We start from the raw sequence: 16,308 nt of genomic DNA, 5'->3' as shown, positions 1-16,308 counted from the left end.
ACATCGAGTGCCGCAGAACCGATTGCCCGGAGAGCAAATCAAACAACTCTCCGGTCATGAATGTCCGGAAACTGACAACTTCACCCGCGCTGACCTGGACCCATTTTGTATGGGTTCCAGGCAAGCAGATCACACCATCCCAGTTCTGACGAGTGGCGAGAAATCCTGCGATCTGCGTTTCTTCACCGCGCATCACATCCGGTGGAGATACCTGTTTCAAACCGGGCACGACAAATGCGCGGATACGTGGATCGGTGTCCGGGACTTGCACCGGCGCTCCGGGCAGGGGTTGGGTTGGAACAGCGCCATATGGTGCTTCGACCCAGCCTTGCCGTGCACCGACCATGCCGCAGGCGATCACATCGATGCGGGTATCTGTAAGCCACGTTTCAATGAGCTCCAGCAAAGCCGTTTGAAATCCACCTTTGCCAACATTAGCCATGCCGGCACCGGACTGTGACTGATCCACAACCGTATTCCCCTGCATGGCCCATGCCCGCAGATGAGACGTGCCCCAATCAACAGCGATCCAATCTGCTTTCATTCTGTCACCCCGTTACCACAACGCCGCCGTCAACGACCATGCACTGCCCGGTCATCGCGCGGCTGGCCTTAGACGCCAGAAACAAGGTGGGTGCAATCATATCGTCGGGTGTCAGATGCTCTTTCAGGCATTGCCGATCCAGATGTGCAGCCAAATCCTCGGGGGTGGCCCACATGTCCAGTTGTTTCTGCGTCAGAACCCAGCCGGGGGCCAGCGCATTGACCCGGATAGACTGCGGCCCAAGCTCACGCGCCAAAGAGCGTGTCATGCCGGTAATCCCGGCATTTGATGTCGTGTAGATCGGATAACCAGCGTTGCCCATCATGTAGCTGATCGAGCTGAAATTGATGATCGCCCCGCCTTCTTTCATCTGCCGGGCTGCTTCCTGACAGGCGAAGTAATAGGCTTTCAGGTTGACCTCAATCATCCAGTCCCAGAACTCTGGCGTCGTTTCGTCCAAGGCGTGACGCTGATCATTGGCCGCGTTGTTGACCAATACATTCAAGGGACCGTGCGCCTCAGATGCCCTTTGCATAGTGGCATGCAACAGTTCGGTGTCAGTCATGTCACCCTGCATGAACAGGGGGGCGCGGCCATGTTTGTCGCGCATCTCTTCGACAAACGCATTGGCATCCGAGCGACCGATGAAGGCCACGTTAGCTCCCTGAGCCATAAAACCGTCGGTCAGCGCCGCGCCCACGCCGGAGCCACCGCCTGTGATGTAAACGGACGCCCCGTTCAGGTCATGAAATGTTGCTGGTTGTGGCATCAGTGGCTCTCTCTGGTCACAAGGCGTGTGTCTTTGCCTACAAGGAAATCAAGGTCGGCCCCCTGATCGGCTTGCAGAACGTGGTCGATATAAAGTTTCGCATAACCGCGGGTATAGTGAGGTTCGTCCGGTTGCCACGCGGTGCGGCGCGCGTCCAGTTCCGCTTCATCAACCAGCAAATCCATCTCACCCTTGCTGGCCGAGATACGAATGCGGTCACCGGTATTCACCAGTGCCAGTGTACCGCCGGCCTGCGCTTCGGGGCTGACATGCAGAATGACGGTGCCATAAGCGGTACCGGACATGCGCGCGTCTGAGATGCGGATCATGTCACGCACGCCCTCTTTCACCAGCTTGGCCGGGATCGGCATGTTGCCAACTTCGGGCATGCCGGGATACCCCTTGGGGCCGCAGCCCTTCAGAACCAGAATGGTTTCCGGTGTGACCGGCAAGTCATCCCGGTCGATGTTGGCTTTCAGGTCCTCAATGTTTTCAAACACGTAAGCCTCGGCTTCCGTTTCCAAAAGCTCATCTGTCGCTGCCGAAGGTTTTACGATCGCTCCGTTCGGCGCGAGGTTGCCACGCAAGACGCGCAGACCGGCGGCAGGTTTCACCGGATTATTGAATGGGCGGATGACGTCTGAATTGAAACATTCAGCCCCTTCGTAATGAGCTGAAATGTCTTTGTTAAGCACTGTTTTGGCTGGGCGCAAGAAGGGTTTGAGTTCGTTCAAAACGACTGGAACACCTCCCGCGTAGCAGAAATCTTCCATCAGGTATTTGCCCGAGGGCATGCAGTTCACCAGCAGGGGAATTTCCGAACCGATCTCAAAGTCCTTGAGCGTCAGATCAACGCCTACACGGCCTGCAAGAGCCAACAGATGAACGACGGCGTTGGTAGACCCACCCACTGCGGCATTGGCCAGAATGGCGTTTTCAAAAGCTTCCTTGGTCAGAATGTCCGATGGTTTAAGGTCTTCGTCCACCATCTCGACAATCCGCTTGCCGGTCAGATGAGCCAACGCCATGCGGCGTGCATCCACGGCGGGCAGGGCTGCGTTGGTGGGCAGGGACATGCCCATCGCCTCGACCAGAGAAGCCATTGTGGAGGCTGTTCCCATTGTCATGCAAACGCCTGCGCTGCGGGACATCCCGGATTCGGCGTTCATGAAATCCTGCAGTGTCATCTCACCAGCGCGGACGGCCTCGGAGAATTTCCAAACATCCGTGCCCGAGCCGATGTCCTGCCCGCGATACTTGCCGTTCAACATCGGGCCGGAGCTCACCACGATTGACGGCAGATCGACCGAGGCCGCGCCCATCAGCTGCCCCGGTGTTGTCTTGTCACAACCACCCAGAAGGACAACGCCATCTATGCCGTATGCGCGGATGCTTTCTTCAACGTCCATCGCCAGCAGGTTGCGGAATAGCATGGCTGTCGGCTTCATCTGCGTCTCACCCAGCGACATGACGGGGAATTCGACTGGGAAACCTCCGGCCTCCCAAACACCGCGTTTGACGCCTTCGGCCAGATCGCGCAGGCCCGAATTGCAGGGCGTCAGTTCCGACCATGTGTTGCAGATGCCAATAATAGGGCGCCCGTCAAAAGCGTGATCGGGAAAGCCCTGGTTTTTCATCCACGAACGATGGATGAACCCGTCCTTGTCGAGCTTTCCGTACCAATGCTGTGAGCGGCGTTTTGTCATTTTTGCGGTACTTTTCTTGGCTGCAGTTGGAGTTGAGTATTTTGAAAAAGATGAAGATCAGGCGGCCCGTGCGGGGCGGCACCAATCGGGCAGCCAGTCGGCATGGGCTGTTAGCAGGTCACTCACCAGGTTGCGAATTTGACGAAGGTCCAGTTCAGCAGCGGTATGCGGATCCATCATCGCGGCGTGATAGATGTATTCGGGGTTCTGTTCGACCAACGCGCGGACCGTGAGTTCCTGCACATTAATCTGGCTGCGCATCAACGCGATCAGTTGGGGAGGGATGTCCGTAACGACCGAAGGCTGTACGCCATTGCTGTCGACAAGGCAGGGTGTTTCAACCGCTGCACCCAGTGGAAGTTGGGGGATTTGGCCGGCATTGGGCAAGTTGCCATAGGCTGTATAGGACGTATCCGTGACGATGGCGTTCATCAGGTCGGCGGCAAATTCATGGCTGCGGATGACTTCAATGTCGCGACCATCGGTCAACGTCTTGGCCTGTTCCTTCCAGTTGGCAACCTGTTCGACACAGCGGGTTGGGTACTCATCCAATGGAATCGAGAATTGCTCGATCAGATCCTGACGCCCGTCCTTGATGAACCACGGGACATATTCAGCCAGGTGTTCCGAGCTTTCAGTGCAGAAATAGCCAAGATGATCCATGACCTCATACCGCACTTTGTTGGGGCAGCGCGGCATCAGCAGCGGAGCCTTGGGAATTTGGCCACTGGCATAGCCTTGCCGCAGCGCTGGGTAGAGGTCGCGTCCTTGATGTTCGAGTTTCAGGAAAAAGGCGACGTGATTTACACCAGCAACCTTGTAGCGGAACTCGTCTTTGGGCAGGTCAAGATCATGGGCCAGTTCTTCGACCGTATTCTGAACCGAATGGCATAAGCCAACCTGTTTCAGCGCCGGGAATTGCTCGGCCAGCGCCCAGGTGTTGATCGCCATCGGGTTCACATATTGCAACAGCGTCGCCTGAGGGCACAGCTGCATCATGTCGCGTGCTACATCCCATAAAACCGGCACCGTACGCAGCCCCCGCATAATGCCGCCGACGCCTAGCGTGTCGGCGATGGTCTGGCGCAGGCCATATTGCTTGGGGATCTCGAAATCCGTGACCGTGCAGGGCTCATACCCTCCGACCTGAAAAGCAGTGATGACGAAATCTGCGCCGTCCAATGCGGCACGGCGGTCGGTATGGGTGGTAACAGTCGCATCCGTACCGACCGAGCGGATCATGGCGCGTGCCACAGCTTCGCTTTCGGCAAGCCGCTCGGAGTCAATATCCATCAGCGCAAAGTGGCTGTTGGCCAATGCAGGGGTCAGGAGGGCGTCGCCCACGATATTCTGCATGAAGATCGTGGAACCTGCCCCGATAAAGGTGATCTTTGTCATCTTACAAACTCTTGGTTTGACGTTATTTTACTGCACCCAGGGTCAAACCCGCGATGAAGTGTTTTTGCATCAGGAAGAACATTGCAACAGGCGGCAGCGCTGCGACGATCGAACCCGCACTCATCAATTGGTAAGCGGCCCTGAACTGAGCATTAAAGCTGGTGATTCCGGCGGTGACCGGCTGGCTTTCAGCGCCTTGAGTCAGCACGACGGCCCAGAAATAGTCGTTCCAGATAAAGGTAAAGATCAGCACGCTGAGCGCGGCAATAGCGGGCTTCATCAAAGGCAGCACGACATACCAGAAGATGCGCCACTCGCTGATGCCTTCAACCCGCGCAGCTTCGATTAGTTCAAACGGCAGGGCGCGGATAAAATTGCGCATGAACAGGGTGCAAAACCCGGTCTGGAACGCGATGTGGAACAGGACAAGGCCTGTTTTGGTGTTGTAGAGACCGAGTTCAAGCGTGAGATCACGGACAGGCACCATCAGGATCTGGAACGGAACAAAGTTGCCCGCGACAAACATGAAAAAGATCCAGAGGTTTGATTTGAACTTGTAGATCCCAAGGGCAAAGCCGGTCATGCAGCTTAGCGCGACAGCTCCGATCACCGTCGGGACGGTGATCATGAACGAATTCAACAAATAGCGCGGCATGTCCGAGTTGAAGAACACCTGCCCATAGTTGAACGCACCTTCAAAGCTTGATGGCAATCCCCAGTAGTTTGCATTGGTAAAATCTGCAGCTGGTTTGACCGAGAACAGCGCAACCGCCAGCAATGGACCAAGCCATAGCAACAGGGCCAGCGGCAGCATAGCCTGATAGGTGATCTGCGCCGCGCGAGGTTGTTTTTCGATGGGTTTGGGAAACATCTCAGTGCCCCTTTTCTTCACGGTACATCGACCAAAGGAAGTAGGCGATGAAGCAGAGCATGATGAGGAAGAGGATCACTGCGATAGCGGCTCCGTATCCCATACGGAAACCGTATTCGGATAGGGCAACCTCAAACATATAGTAAGCCAGCACGCGGGAGGACCCGAACGGACCCCCTTGGGTCATGATCGAGATCAGGTCGAAGCTTCGCAGCGCGCCGATGATTGTAACAACAAAAGCGATGAAGGTGGCGGGGCGCAGTTGTGGCAGGATGATATGCCACAGCATTCTCCAGCCTTTTGCACCGTCCAGGCGCCCAGCCTCGATCTGTTCCGGATCCACTGCGTTCAAGCCAGTGAGGTACAGGATCATGCAATATGCGGTTTGCGGCCAAAGACCGGCGAAGATAATGCCATAGGTGACGAATCGTTCGTCGCCCAGCACATTCAGCGGGCCAAGGCCGAAGAGACTAAGGAATTCGTTCAGCAGGCCGAAGGTTGGGTCATAGAACCACGTGAACACAAGCCCCACGACCACCTGAGAGATCACGAACGGGAAGAAAAACAAGGATTTATAGAGGCGAATGCCCCAAACCGTTTGGTTCAGGAATAACGCGATGAACAGGCCCGCAGGAATCGCCAGAAGGTAAAGGATCAGCCAGATCAGGTTGTTTTTAAGCGAGATGTAGAAAGCATCCCGGTCAACCCATTCCCAATACAGGTCTTCGTAATTGCGGAAGCCGACGTATTCGGCAGCGCCCAAACCGTCCCATTCATACAGAGACAGGTTGAAGGATTGGAATACCGGAATGATCACATAGACCATGAAGAACAGCAGACCCGGTGCCAGAAACAGCCAGGGCGCGATGCGCTGTTGGTTTCTGTGAAACCAGCTTTCTTGTTCTGGGATGTCGGCGGCAACGGTCATGGGGTATCTCAGGTTTGTTGGGGTGAAGGCGGGCTGAAGCCCGCCCTACATTTTTTGATCGAGGTAGGCCGGGCTTCAGCCCGGCCCATACAAGATCAGTTGTCGTAAATGCGCTGACGCGCACGCTCCAGTTTCGCCAGGATGCGATCAGCATTGTCCGGTTTGACCATAAATTCCTGGAAGCCTTCCATCGACACTTTGGCCATTTCGGCCGGCGCATCGCGGTCCCAGAATTGTGCGACACCGCCCGGGCTGTTGGATGACAGCATTTGGAAGCCCTGCTGCAGGAACTTGTCGTCATCCACCGAAGACTGCGCGTTCACCGGCAGCTGACCAAGGTTTGCGCCATTGTTGATCTCGGTCTGCTCGTCTGCTGAAACCACAAAGCGCAGGAACTCTCGTGCGGCTTCTTTGTTGGACGCATTTGCCGGGATGTGGAACGTGTCTGTCGGCGCGTCTTCGGCCAATTCGACGTCAGGATTGATCGAAACGAACTGGTAGAAGTCCAGCTGATCATCTGTCAGCCCTGCATCCCGCAACGGCGCGACGGCGAAGTTGCCCATCAGGTAAGCGGCTGCATCACCGTTGACCATGAAGGGCAAGGCCTCTTGCCAGCTATAGGTCTGGTGGTTGTCGATGAACGCACCCATGTCGATCAGCTGTTTCCAGTTGGCGAAGGTTTGCTTGACCCGATCGTCTTCCCAGCTGATTTCGCCATTGGCGAGCTGGTTGTGGAAGTCAAACCCGTTGGTACGCATGTTCAGGTAGTCAAACCAGCCACCGGCGGTCCACAGGAACTTGGTGCCGATGGTATAGCAGGCGCGACCTGAATCGACGATCTTCTGGCAGTTGGCGAGTTCTTCTTCCCAGGTGGTAGGTTCGCTCAGGCCCAGCTCATCAAAGATGTCTTTGCGATAGTAAACGCCCCACTGGTAGTAGGTATAGGGAACGCCCCACTGCTTGCCATCGATCGTCATCGCGCCTTTGGTCGAGGCCAAATTGTCGGCAATTTCCGGTTCGGCCCAAAGGTCCGACACATCTTCAAACAGACCCGCCTCAACATACGGCTTCATGCGGTTGGCTGCGTACCATGTGGCGACGTCCGGAGTATCGGCCGTCAGGAAGTTGCGGATCTGAGTCTTGTAAGCTTCGCGGTCGATCACGGTGGTCTCGATTTCCAACCCAGGATGCTGTGCCGCGAACCTATCGATCATCGCTTCCATCGTTGCGCGCGGCGCTGGATTCGATGTGTCCAGGAAAATGCGCAGCTCTCCGGTCAGTTCCGCAGCTGCTGGCGCCGCCATCGCGACGCCAAGCGCCAGCGCAGCCGTTGTGCGCTTGAAAGTGGAATACATGGTCTCCTCCCTGTTGTTCCCATGTGAGGTTCCAAATATTGAAACCGAGTTTTATATATTGAAAACTACACATCGACTCGGTTAGTCTTGTCAAGACCCATCGAGAGGAAGCGATGGGAAACGGAGGAGAATGCACACCCGTGTCAGGTGATGGAACCATAGGCAAAGCATGCGATGTGCTGGATCACGTCGCGGCGTTTCAGCGACCCGTGCGGTTTTCGGAACTGCTGGACAGCAGCGTCTTTCCCAAGGCAACGCTCTACCGGTTCCTGCAATCCCTGACGAACCAGGGAATGTTGTCTTACGACCCGGACAGGCAGACCTATGCGCCCGGGATGCGGTTGGTTCGTCTGGCCCACGCCGCATGGACCCAAAGCTCATTGGCCCCGATCGCGCGCCCGTTTCTTGATGCGCTGAGCCGGGAAACCGGAGAGACCGTACATCTGGCACAGCTTGATTCGGGGCAGGTCCTGTATGTCGACAAACGCAATGCGGCGCAGCCGATTGAGATGTATTCGCAAGCTGGCAAGGTTGGCCCAGCTTACTGCACTGGGGTAGGCAAGGCGATGATGGCGTTTTTGGAGGAAGAGGCGCTGAACCGGGCGATTTCTCAGCAAAGCTATCATCGTTTCACCGAAAAAACCCTGACTTCGGAACAGGCGCTGCGCGAAAATCTCGATCAGATAAGAACCCGGGGATTTGCGATAGACGACGAAGAACACGAACCCGGCATTATTTGTATCGCTTGCCCGGTACTGTCGTCGAACAGTCGAATGCTGGGCGCGATTTCCGTGACAGGCTCGACGGAACGGATGAATTTCAAACAACTCGAGGCCTGGGTGCCACGTGTACGCCGCGTGGCCGAACAGATCGGGGCCGAGGCGCAGGCTTGGCGCTTTCCCGAAACAGGTCAAAACCTTAGCAATGACAGGATGCAAGTGACATGACAGGAGTAACTCTGAACCAGGCGATCAAGCGGTATGGTCAGACGCAGGTCATTCACGGGATCGACCTGCAGATCGACGATGGCGAGTTCTGCGTGTTTGTTGGCCCCTCGGGATGTGGCAAATCCACCTTGCTGCGCATGATTGCCGGACTTGAAGAAACGTCAGAAGGCGAGATTCATATCGGTGCGCGGGACGTCACACACATGGACCCTGCAAAACGCGGAGTTGCGATGGTGTTTCAAACCTATGCGCTTTATCCGCACATGACCGTGGCCGAAAACATGGGGTTCGGCCTGCGTATGAACGGTGTCGCAAAACCCGAGATCGATCAGAAGGTTCAGGAAGCATCGAACATTCTGAAGCTGGATCAATACCTCAAGCGCAAGCCCAAAGCCCTGTCGGGAGGGCAGCGGCAGAGGGTCGCAATCGGTCGGGCCATTGTTCGCGGGCCTGAGGTTTTTCTGTTTGATGAACCCTTGTCGAATCTCGACGCTGAATTGCGCGTGGAAATGCGGGTCGAGATCGCGCGGCTGCATCAGGAAATCGGCGCGACCATGATTTATGTGACCCATGATCAGGTCGAAGCCATGACTATGGCCGACAAAATCGTTGTGCTGCGCGATGGTCGTATCGAGCAGGTTGGTGCCCCGATGGATCTGTATCGCGATCCCGACAACCGCTTTGTTGCGGGTTTCATTGGGTCGCCCGCAATGAACTTCCTGGAATGTGAGTATGCCGATGGGCACGTCACCCATCCTTCCTTGGCTCAGCCTTTGCCGGTCACTGCAACAATTCCCGCCGGACAGAGCAAGGTGACTTTGGGGATGCGTCCGGAACATATCCAAATCGACCGCTCGGCGGCTACCTGCACCGTGGATCTGACCGAGGCATTAGGGGGCGTTTCCTATTCCTATCTGCTGACACCAAACGGCGACAAACTGATTGTTGAAGAGCGGGACGATCAACGCAGCAAAACAGGCGACCGGATCGGCATTTCGATCCTGCCCGAACGTGCCATGGTGTTCGATCCCGAGACAGGGCAGAGGTTTCGGTAGCAAGCAATTCAGGGGCGCCGAACTCTGCCAGGAAACAAATAAGTCGTTAACAAGCTCGCGTTTTGTGATCTATAACAGGTCCGCTTATGGCGGATGCGCGAAAGGTATGAACTATTGCATTAGGCAGCATCCAAATCCGACCCGTGGCAAAACGCGCGCCTGTAGGTGATTGATTCCAAGCCAAACCTGATTTAAGGGAAGCCCTGTCAAAACAGAGTCACCCAGGGGCGGTATCGTGATCGCGCCCCTCCCGCGCCGCGTTATTGTGGCCCTTAACTCTTAGATCGCACGCCCCGAAAGGCTTAAAAAAGGTAAAAGAATATGGCAGATAAATCGAACTTCGACATATTGTATACCATTGTAGACGAAGCGCCCGAACTGGCCAGCGCCTCGTTCCTGCCCATTATCCGCAAGTTCGCATCTGCTGCGGGCGTCAGCGTTGGCACCAAGGACATTTCACTGGCCGGGCGCATTCTGGCAACTTTCCCCGAGAAGCTGACAGATGCGCAGCGCATCACCGATGATCTGGCCGCACTGGGTGAGCTGGTAAAAACACCCGACGCCAATGTTATCAAACTACCGAATATCTCGGCCTCGGTCCCGCAGCTGGTCGCGGCCATCGAAGAGCTTCAGTCGCAAGGTTATGACATTCCGTCCTATCCTGAAGAGCCCGCGACAGACGAAGAAAAAGCAATCCGCGCGCGGTATGACGCGATCAAAGGATCGGCGGTAAACCCGGTTCTGCGCGAGGGCAACAGCGACCGCCGCGCCGCCCGCGCCGTGAAGAATTATGCCCAGAAAAACCCGCACTCGATGGGTGAGTGGGCCTCGGACAGCAAAACCAAAGTGTCGTCCATGCCTGGCAACGACTTTTACGCCAACGAAAAGTCCGCAACCATTAGCTCTGCTCAGGCTGGCAACGCAAAGATCGAATTCGTCGGTAAAGATGGCAGCGTAACAGTCCTGAAAGACGCGTGGCCGCTGGAAGAAGGCACCGTAGCCGATGCGACCTTCATGTCGGTCAAAGCTTTGTCTTCTTTCCTGGCCGATGCCATCGAAGACACTAAAAAAGACGGCACCATGTTCTCGCTGCATATGAAAGCGACCATGATGAAGGTCAGCGATCCGATCATCTTTGGCTATGCCGTCAAAGCTTGGCTGGCACCTGTGTTTGAAAAGTTTGGTGCTGAACTGGACGCGCTGGGTGTGAACCCGAACTCTGGTCTGGGCGACTTGTTGGACCGAGTGAAAGACAACGCTGACATCATGGCGGCCATCGATGCGATCAAAGGTGATCGCCCTTCGATGTACATGGTCGACTCGGATCGTGGTATCACCAACCTTCACGTTCCGTCAGACGTGATCATCGATGCCTCGATGCCCGCCGTAATCCGTGCAGGTGGCAAGGGATGGGACGGAACGGGCGCAAAGGGTGACACCAACTGTGTAATCCCGGACCGTTGCTATGCACCAGTCTACGACGAAGCCATCGAGTTCTTCAAAGCCAACGGCGCGTTGAACCCAGCCACCGCAGGTGCGGTCGCCAATGTGGGTCTGATGGCTCAGAAAGCCGAAGAATACGGCTCGCACCCGACCACCTTCCAAGCCCCTGCCGATGGTACAATCCGCATCGTCCTGGCCAATGGTGAAACGTTGCACAGCCACGAGGTCGAGGCGGGCGACATCTGGCGCGCCTGTACGGTCAAGAAAGCACCGATCGAGAACTGGATTCAACTGGCGATGGATCGTCAGCGCCTGACCGGATCCGAGGCGATTTTCTGGCTGGACGCAAACCGCGCCCATGATGCGGAACTGATCAAATACGTCAAACCGGCACTTGAGGCCGCAGGCGTTGCCGACAAGTTCCAGATCATGGCACCGCGCGAAGCCACCCGCCAATCGCTGGAAACCATCACGGCTGGCAACGACTCGATTGCCATCACCGGCAACGTGCTGCGGGATTATCTGACCGATCTGTTCCCGATCCTCGAACTGGGCACTTCGGCCAAAATGCTGTCAATCGTCAAACTGATGAATGGCGGCGGTCTGTTTGAAACCGGGGCAGGGGGGTCCGCCCCGAAACACGTGCAGCAGTTGGTTGAGGAAAACCACCTGCGCTGGGACTCGATGGGTGAGTTCTGTGCACTTGGTGAATCGCTTAACTTCCTGGCAGACAGCAAAGGCAACGCCAAGGCCGGTGTTCTGGGCGCTGCAGCCGAAGCTGCAACGCAGGGCATTCTGGACAACAACCGTTCGCCAAGCCGTAAAGTGGGTCAGCCGGACAACCGCGACAGCCACTATTGGTTCGCACGCTACTGGGCCGAAGCTTTGGCAGCACAATCCGATGATGCCGACTTGGCAGCTGAGTTCGCGCCCCTGGCAAACGAACTGGCCGAGAAGGAAGAGCAAATTCTGTCTGAATTGGCTGCCGCTCAGGGTGCTGCTGCGGATCTGGGAGGGTACTATCACACAGACCCAGCCAAGACGGCTGCTGTGATGCGCCCCAGTTCAACACTGAACGCGATTATCGGCTAACCTTTAAGTTCAGAGCAGGTGCTCAGGCATTTGCTATGCACGCGATTAGGGGCCAGCACATAGTGCGGCCCCTTTTTGGCTCTGTCAGCCAAAAGTAGTTGTGTCATGAATGACGCGGGGCGTTTGCTTGGCCTCTGGCGCCGGGTCGGAAATCGCGCAAGTCCCGGAATAACAAGCGTATGATTTTTTTATTTTTTTCAACAAGATGAACAAAAATATCGCTGACCTACGGGATTCCCCCAATAGCGGCGACCGCAGCACTGCGTTAAACATCTGGTAACAGAGAATTTCACTGGTGAGGCCCTAGGGCTATATCACTCACTCAGAAAATGACCAGCATTTGGGGTGCTGGTCATTTTGCTTTTTGAAGCCCAAGATCGGGAAAAGTCCATAACAACCGACGCGGATATACAGAGCACGCAAACGCTGTTGGGTACAGTAAACGATTTTTAGGAAACACCTTGCCCGTCAGGCGAAGCTACGTGACTTGGCCTTTGCAAGAGAAGTTTGCATCCGGTTTACCCCCGAGGCCGCGACACCTTCATATTGAAGGTAGGACATGCGGCGCGCCTCGCGCCGTGCGAGGGCAAGAGATTGCAGGATAAGTGCGCAGACAATCGACAGCATCGATGCAACAAACCCCGATACGGCAACGACCAGTGATGGAATCCGGTCAACCAGCCCTGTATCCAGAAACTCGCGGAAAACCGAAATAAAGACGAACAGCGAAGGTAGGAAAGCCAACACGGCCAAGGACAGGAAGAACGAAATGGGTTTTTCGTCTTTGATCAGCAAGCCAATCATCTTGAGAATGCGCCAACCATCGGAGAAAGTGGCCAGTTTGGAGTTCGAGTCTGGCAATCGGGAAAAATAACGGGTTTCAACTTCGCCAATCGGCATACGCATCTGCATCGCGTGTACAGTGAGTTCGGTTTCGATCTCGAACCCGTTTGATACTGCCGGAAAACTTTTGACAAAGCGTCTGCTGAAAACCCGATAGCCGGAGAGCAGGTCGTTGATTTTGCTTTTGAAGAAGAATTTCACGAGCCCGCTGAACAGGGCATTCCCGAATTTGTGCCCTCGGCGGTAAGCATCCGTTTCGTCATTCACGCGCGCGCCATTAACCATGTCCAGGTTTTGCGACACCAGCAGGTTGATCAGGTCAGGAGCGGCCGAACTGTCATATGTCGCATCCCCGTCCGCCATGACATAAACATCGGCATCCACATCGGCAAACATTCTGCGCACGACGTTTCCTTTGCCCTGATAAGGCTCAGAAAAGACCAGCGCCCCGGCCTCTTCCGCGATCTTGACTGAGTCGTCTGTAGAATTGTTGTCAAACACGTAAATGACTGCGTCAGGCAGGGCGGCACGAAACTGTTTTACGGTTTCGCCAATGGCAACTGCTTCATTGTAGCAAGGTAAGATCACGGCAATATCCAGATCCGGCCTGTTCACCGGCGTTACCGATCTTTTTCTGAGATCCAAGGCACCTTGTATCATGCGTCACTCATGCTTTTGCAGTCCCGACAAGGGAATGAGGATTGCGCTTCAGGCTAAGAATGCTGTGCCTATGAGGCGGTTATGCAGCAGATAAACGGCCAAAATTTGTCTTCCTAAGAAATCGGACACTCTTTGAAAGAAAAAAGGGCCGGTTCAACGACCGGCCCATAGTTTCAGCTGAACCGAGGGATCAGTTCGAAGCTGCCATCAGTTTTTCATTGTGCTCGCGCAGCGTGTCCGAGATGATCGCGTACCATTCACCGGATTCACGCATTTCGTTCATACCTTTGTTCAGCATCGCCAGGTATTGCTTGCCAAACGGGTTGCTGCGGTGGCTGATGAAGCGCAGCGAAGACAGGGTGGTTACGAAGGGGTTTTCTACCAGGTCATTCTGGTTCAGACCCATTTCAACCATAGTGTCCGAGAACAGCTGTACTTCGAACGAAGCCAGATCCGCGGAACCGGTCATTACTGCATCAAGGCACTCGCGCGCTGTGATCGGGCGCATCAGGGTGATGGTGTCACCGTCGATCAAACCTTGCGCTTCCATATCGTGAATGAACCAAGCGTCCATCCGGCAAATGGTGGCCCCTTTCAGGTCTTCAAACGATGTAGCACCAGCAAACTCGCTTTCTGGCAGGGTGTAGAACCCAACCACGATGTCATAAACCGGTACGGACGCGTCAAACTGTGTGCAACGAATTTCAGTGTCTTTCGACCACTCGTAGGTACGGTTGGTGCAATCCGGCATGTTCCACGCCATGGATACGTCAAACGCGCCCAGAGGCAGCAGGGTATCCAGGTGCGAGCTCCAGTCATCTACGAAGCTGACAGAATAGTCACGCTGGTTGCCGCCACGTTGTAGCGCGGTGGTGCCCAGACGCGTGATCGCGCCACCACCGTTCAGCGTTTCATCAGCAAAAGGTGCCCAACCGTTGCCGGTAACCAGTTTGATCGGGGGCGCATAGACGCTGGACCGCTTGACACTCGCCGCGCGCTCTTCTTCTGCCGCGATGATTTCCTGAGCAGTTCGGCCGTTTGGCAGGCTACCGTCTTCACAGGGCAGCGCCAGTACCAGACCCGGCTCCAGAGAGTTCGGGTTTGTGATCTCGTTGCGGTTCGCGTTGAAGATCGGCTGATAGTTCGAGGTGCCATAGGCTGCGATCGCGATGGTTGCCATCGTGTCGCCGTCCTGAACGGTGTAGTTGGTACAAGCTTCTTGTGCTGCGGCTGCACCCGCAGTCAATGCTGTTACGGCGGTGGCCGACAGGGCTACTTTTTTAAGGTTGAAATCAAACATGTCCACGTCCTCCAGACTTTAGTTTTTTCAGGCCAGTTGGGGCCTTATCCATTTTCCATTTGATGCCGCAGAGCAGTCGACACGATGTCGCGCCATTCTCCGGATTGCTGCATGATTGCCAGACCCTGATTTAGCGTCTCAAGGATCGCCTCCCCATCAGGATTATCTTTGTGGGTCATGACGTTAAGCGACTTGATCGCCGCCAGGTTGGGGTTTTCGATAATGCGGTGTTCGTATCCCAGGCGTTGGATGGCCTCGACCGCCAGATGGGCTTCGATTGCGACGATATCCGCGCGGCCTTCGATCACCGCGTGAAAGCAATCATCGGGCGAAACGGGACGCAACAAAGTGATGATCGGCTCGTAAAGGCTGACGGCGTCCATGTGAGAGGTCGACCAACCTTCGGGACGGCAAATCGTTGTGCCTGCAAAGTCAGCATAGCTGAGCGCTTCTTCATAGCCCGAGCCTTCGAATGCAAAGAAGGTGTCCACAACTTCGTAGAACGGGTTCGAGAAGTTATAGGTTTCACAGCGCGAGCGATCGCTTTCTGACAGGGCTTCCGGCTCTTCGCAATTTGGGCGCGACCAGGGGAAGGTTCCGTCAAAAGCCAGCGTTGGCATCAACAAATCCAGATGAGACGACCAGTCGTTTACAAACTGGATCTTGTAAGACTGTTCAGGTGCAGCGCGCAACATAGCCGTTTCAACAAGGTTGGTATACAACCCACGGTTTGGCAGCGCCTCGTCAGTAAAGGGGGCATAGTTCCCGCCGGTGATCAACAAAAGCTGCCGGTCCCGAATTTCCGGGCGCTCTCCTGCATCTGCATTCCGGATCAACGCAGCGGCTTCCGAGCGGGCGGCCTCAATTTCTTCTTTGGCCGCGGCTCGGGCTTCGACGACTGCCTCTTCACTGGCTTTCTTAGCTTCTGCTTCCGCTGCAGCAACGCGGGCTTCGGCCTCAGCCACAGCTTTTGCGGCGCGTTCCTCGGCGGCTTTGACCAGCTCTGCTGCCATTTCCGCAGCAAGACGTTCCGCTTCGGTATCGGCCAGGGCAGGAGCACGGCCGACATCTTCAAGGCATGGCAACTCCAGTACGTCTCCGACACGGATAATGTTTGGATTCGACCCAATCACGTCACGGTTGGCGTCGAAAATTATGCGGAAGTCTTCGGTTGAATAAACTTCAATCGCCAATTCTCTAAGGCTGTCACCACGTTGGATTTCGTAGCTGGTACAAGCCTCTTGCGCCGACGCTGCGCCAGTGGCGGCAGCAAGAGCAAGGCTGGATATGATGAGGTGCTTTTTCATGGGTCCTGTTGCTTTGCCTGGTTATGTTCTTGTGAATTTCGCGACAGCGATGGACAGATTGTCCTGATCCGGATCGTCTTTGGCCTGAAC

13 protein-coding genes are annotated in these 16,308 nt (G+C 55.5%); 3 read left to right on the top strand and 10 right to left on the bottom strand.

Going from position 1 to position 16,308, the window contains the following annotated elements; all coding sequences use genetic code 11:
- The 7 genes from AC2FNU_RS19265 to AC2FNU_RS19235 form a co-directional block, all read right to left on the bottom strand.
- Nucleotides 1-544 (bottom strand): 2-dehydro-3-deoxygalactonokinase (locus tag AC2FNU_RS19265; RefSeq protein WP_496791659.1); only part of this gene is annotated, 544 nt, incomplete at its 3' end.
- 4 nt (nt 545-548) lie between these two features.
- Nucleotides 549-1,313, bottom strand: a complete 765-nt coding sequence (locus AC2FNU_RS19260; RefSeq protein WP_496791658.1) for an SDR family NAD(P)-dependent oxidoreductase — start codon at nt 1,311-1,313, stop codon at nt 549-551.
- Entirely contained in the window at nt 1,313-3,019 is a 1,707-nt protein-coding gene (locus AC2FNU_RS19255) for an IlvD/Edd family dehydratase (RefSeq protein WP_496791657.1), read from the bottom strand. Before AC2FNU_RS19255 ends, AC2FNU_RS19260 begins: the two co-directional genes overlap by 1 nt.
- Before the next feature lie 57 nt (nt 3,020-3,076).
- Nucleotides 3,077-4,417 (bottom strand): alpha-glucosidase/alpha-galactosidase, encoded by a 1,341-nt coding sequence (locus tag AC2FNU_RS19250; protein WP_496791656.1) that lies wholly within the window; start codon nt 4,415-4,417, stop codon nt 3,077-3,079.
- A gap of 22 nt (nt 4,418-4,439) precedes the next feature.
- A complete protein-coding gene (locus AC2FNU_RS19245) occupies nt 4,440-5,288 on the bottom strand; it encodes a carbohydrate ABC transporter permease (protein ID WP_480799149.1) in 849 nt (282 codons plus the stop codon).
- A gap of 1 nt (nt 5,289) precedes the next feature.
- The gene (locus AC2FNU_RS19240) at nt 5,290-6,216 is read right to left on the bottom strand and encodes a carbohydrate ABC transporter permease (protein ID WP_496791655.1); all 927 of its coding nucleotides are present in this window, start codon (nt 6,214-6,216) and stop codon (nt 5,290-5,292) included.
- A gap of 95 nt (nt 6,217-6,311) precedes the next feature.
- Nucleotides 6,312-7,571 carry an ABC transporter substrate-binding protein gene (locus tag AC2FNU_RS19235; RefSeq protein WP_496791654.1) on the bottom strand — a complete coding sequence of 420 codons (1,260 nt, stop codon included), beginning with the start codon at nt 7,569-7,571 and terminating at the stop codon, nt 6,312-6,314.
- 140 nt (nt 7,572-7,711) lie between these two features.
- On the opposite strand from AC2FNU_RS19235, the gene AC2FNU_RS19230 reads away from it, so the two are divergent.
- The 3 genes from AC2FNU_RS19230 (at nt 7,712) to AC2FNU_RS19220 (ending at nt 12,108) form a co-directional block, all read left to right on the top strand.
- Nucleotides 7,712-8,518 (top strand): IclR family transcriptional regulator, encoded by an 807-nt coding sequence (locus AC2FNU_RS19230; RefSeq protein ID WP_496791660.1) that lies wholly within the window; start codon nt 7,712-7,714, stop codon nt 8,516-8,518.
- Nucleotides 8,515-9,573: an ABC transporter ATP-binding protein gene (locus tag AC2FNU_RS19225; protein ID WP_496791653.1), complete on the top strand. Its 1,059-nt coding sequence runs from the start codon at nt 8,515-8,517 to the stop codon at nt 9,571-9,573. The genes AC2FNU_RS19230 and AC2FNU_RS19225 overlap by 4 nt, the downstream gene beginning before the upstream one ends.
- A gap of 321 nt (nt 9,574-9,894) precedes the next feature.
- Nucleotides 9,895-12,108: an NADP-dependent isocitrate dehydrogenase gene (locus AC2FNU_RS19220; protein WP_496791652.1), complete on the top strand. Its 2,214-nt coding sequence runs from the start codon at nt 9,895-9,897 to the stop codon at nt 12,106-12,108.
- 468 nt (nt 12,109-12,576) lie between these two features.
- On the opposite strand, the gene AC2FNU_RS19215 is transcribed toward AC2FNU_RS19220, so the two are convergent.
- The 3 genes from AC2FNU_RS19215 to AC2FNU_RS19205 form a co-directional block, all read right to left on the bottom strand.
- The gene (locus AC2FNU_RS19215; RefSeq protein WP_496791651.1) at nt 12,577-13,611 is read right to left on the bottom strand and encodes a glycosyltransferase family 2 protein; all 1,035 of its coding nucleotides are present in this window, start codon (nt 13,609-13,611) and stop codon (nt 12,577-12,579) included.
- Nucleotides 13,612-13,801: 190 nt separating this feature from the next.
- Complete coding sequence (locus AC2FNU_RS19210) at nt 13,802-14,911, bottom strand: LysM peptidoglycan-binding domain-containing protein (protein ID WP_496791650.1); 1,110 nt, start codon at nt 14,909-14,911, stop codon at nt 13,802-13,804.
- A gap of 44 nt (nt 14,912-14,955) precedes the next feature.
- Nucleotides 14,956-16,218: a transporter substrate-binding domain-containing protein gene (locus tag AC2FNU_RS19205; RefSeq protein WP_171185492.1), complete on the bottom strand. Its 1,263-nt coding sequence runs from the start codon at nt 16,216-16,218 to the stop codon at nt 14,956-14,958.
- Between the last annotated feature and the right edge of the window lie 90 nt (nt 16,219-16,308).

This window comes from Ruegeria sp. BHSB064 (assembly GCF_059613205.1).
The sequence above is the reverse complement of the archived record's forward strand: the minus strand, read 5'-3'. Positions and strand labels throughout refer to the sequence as shown.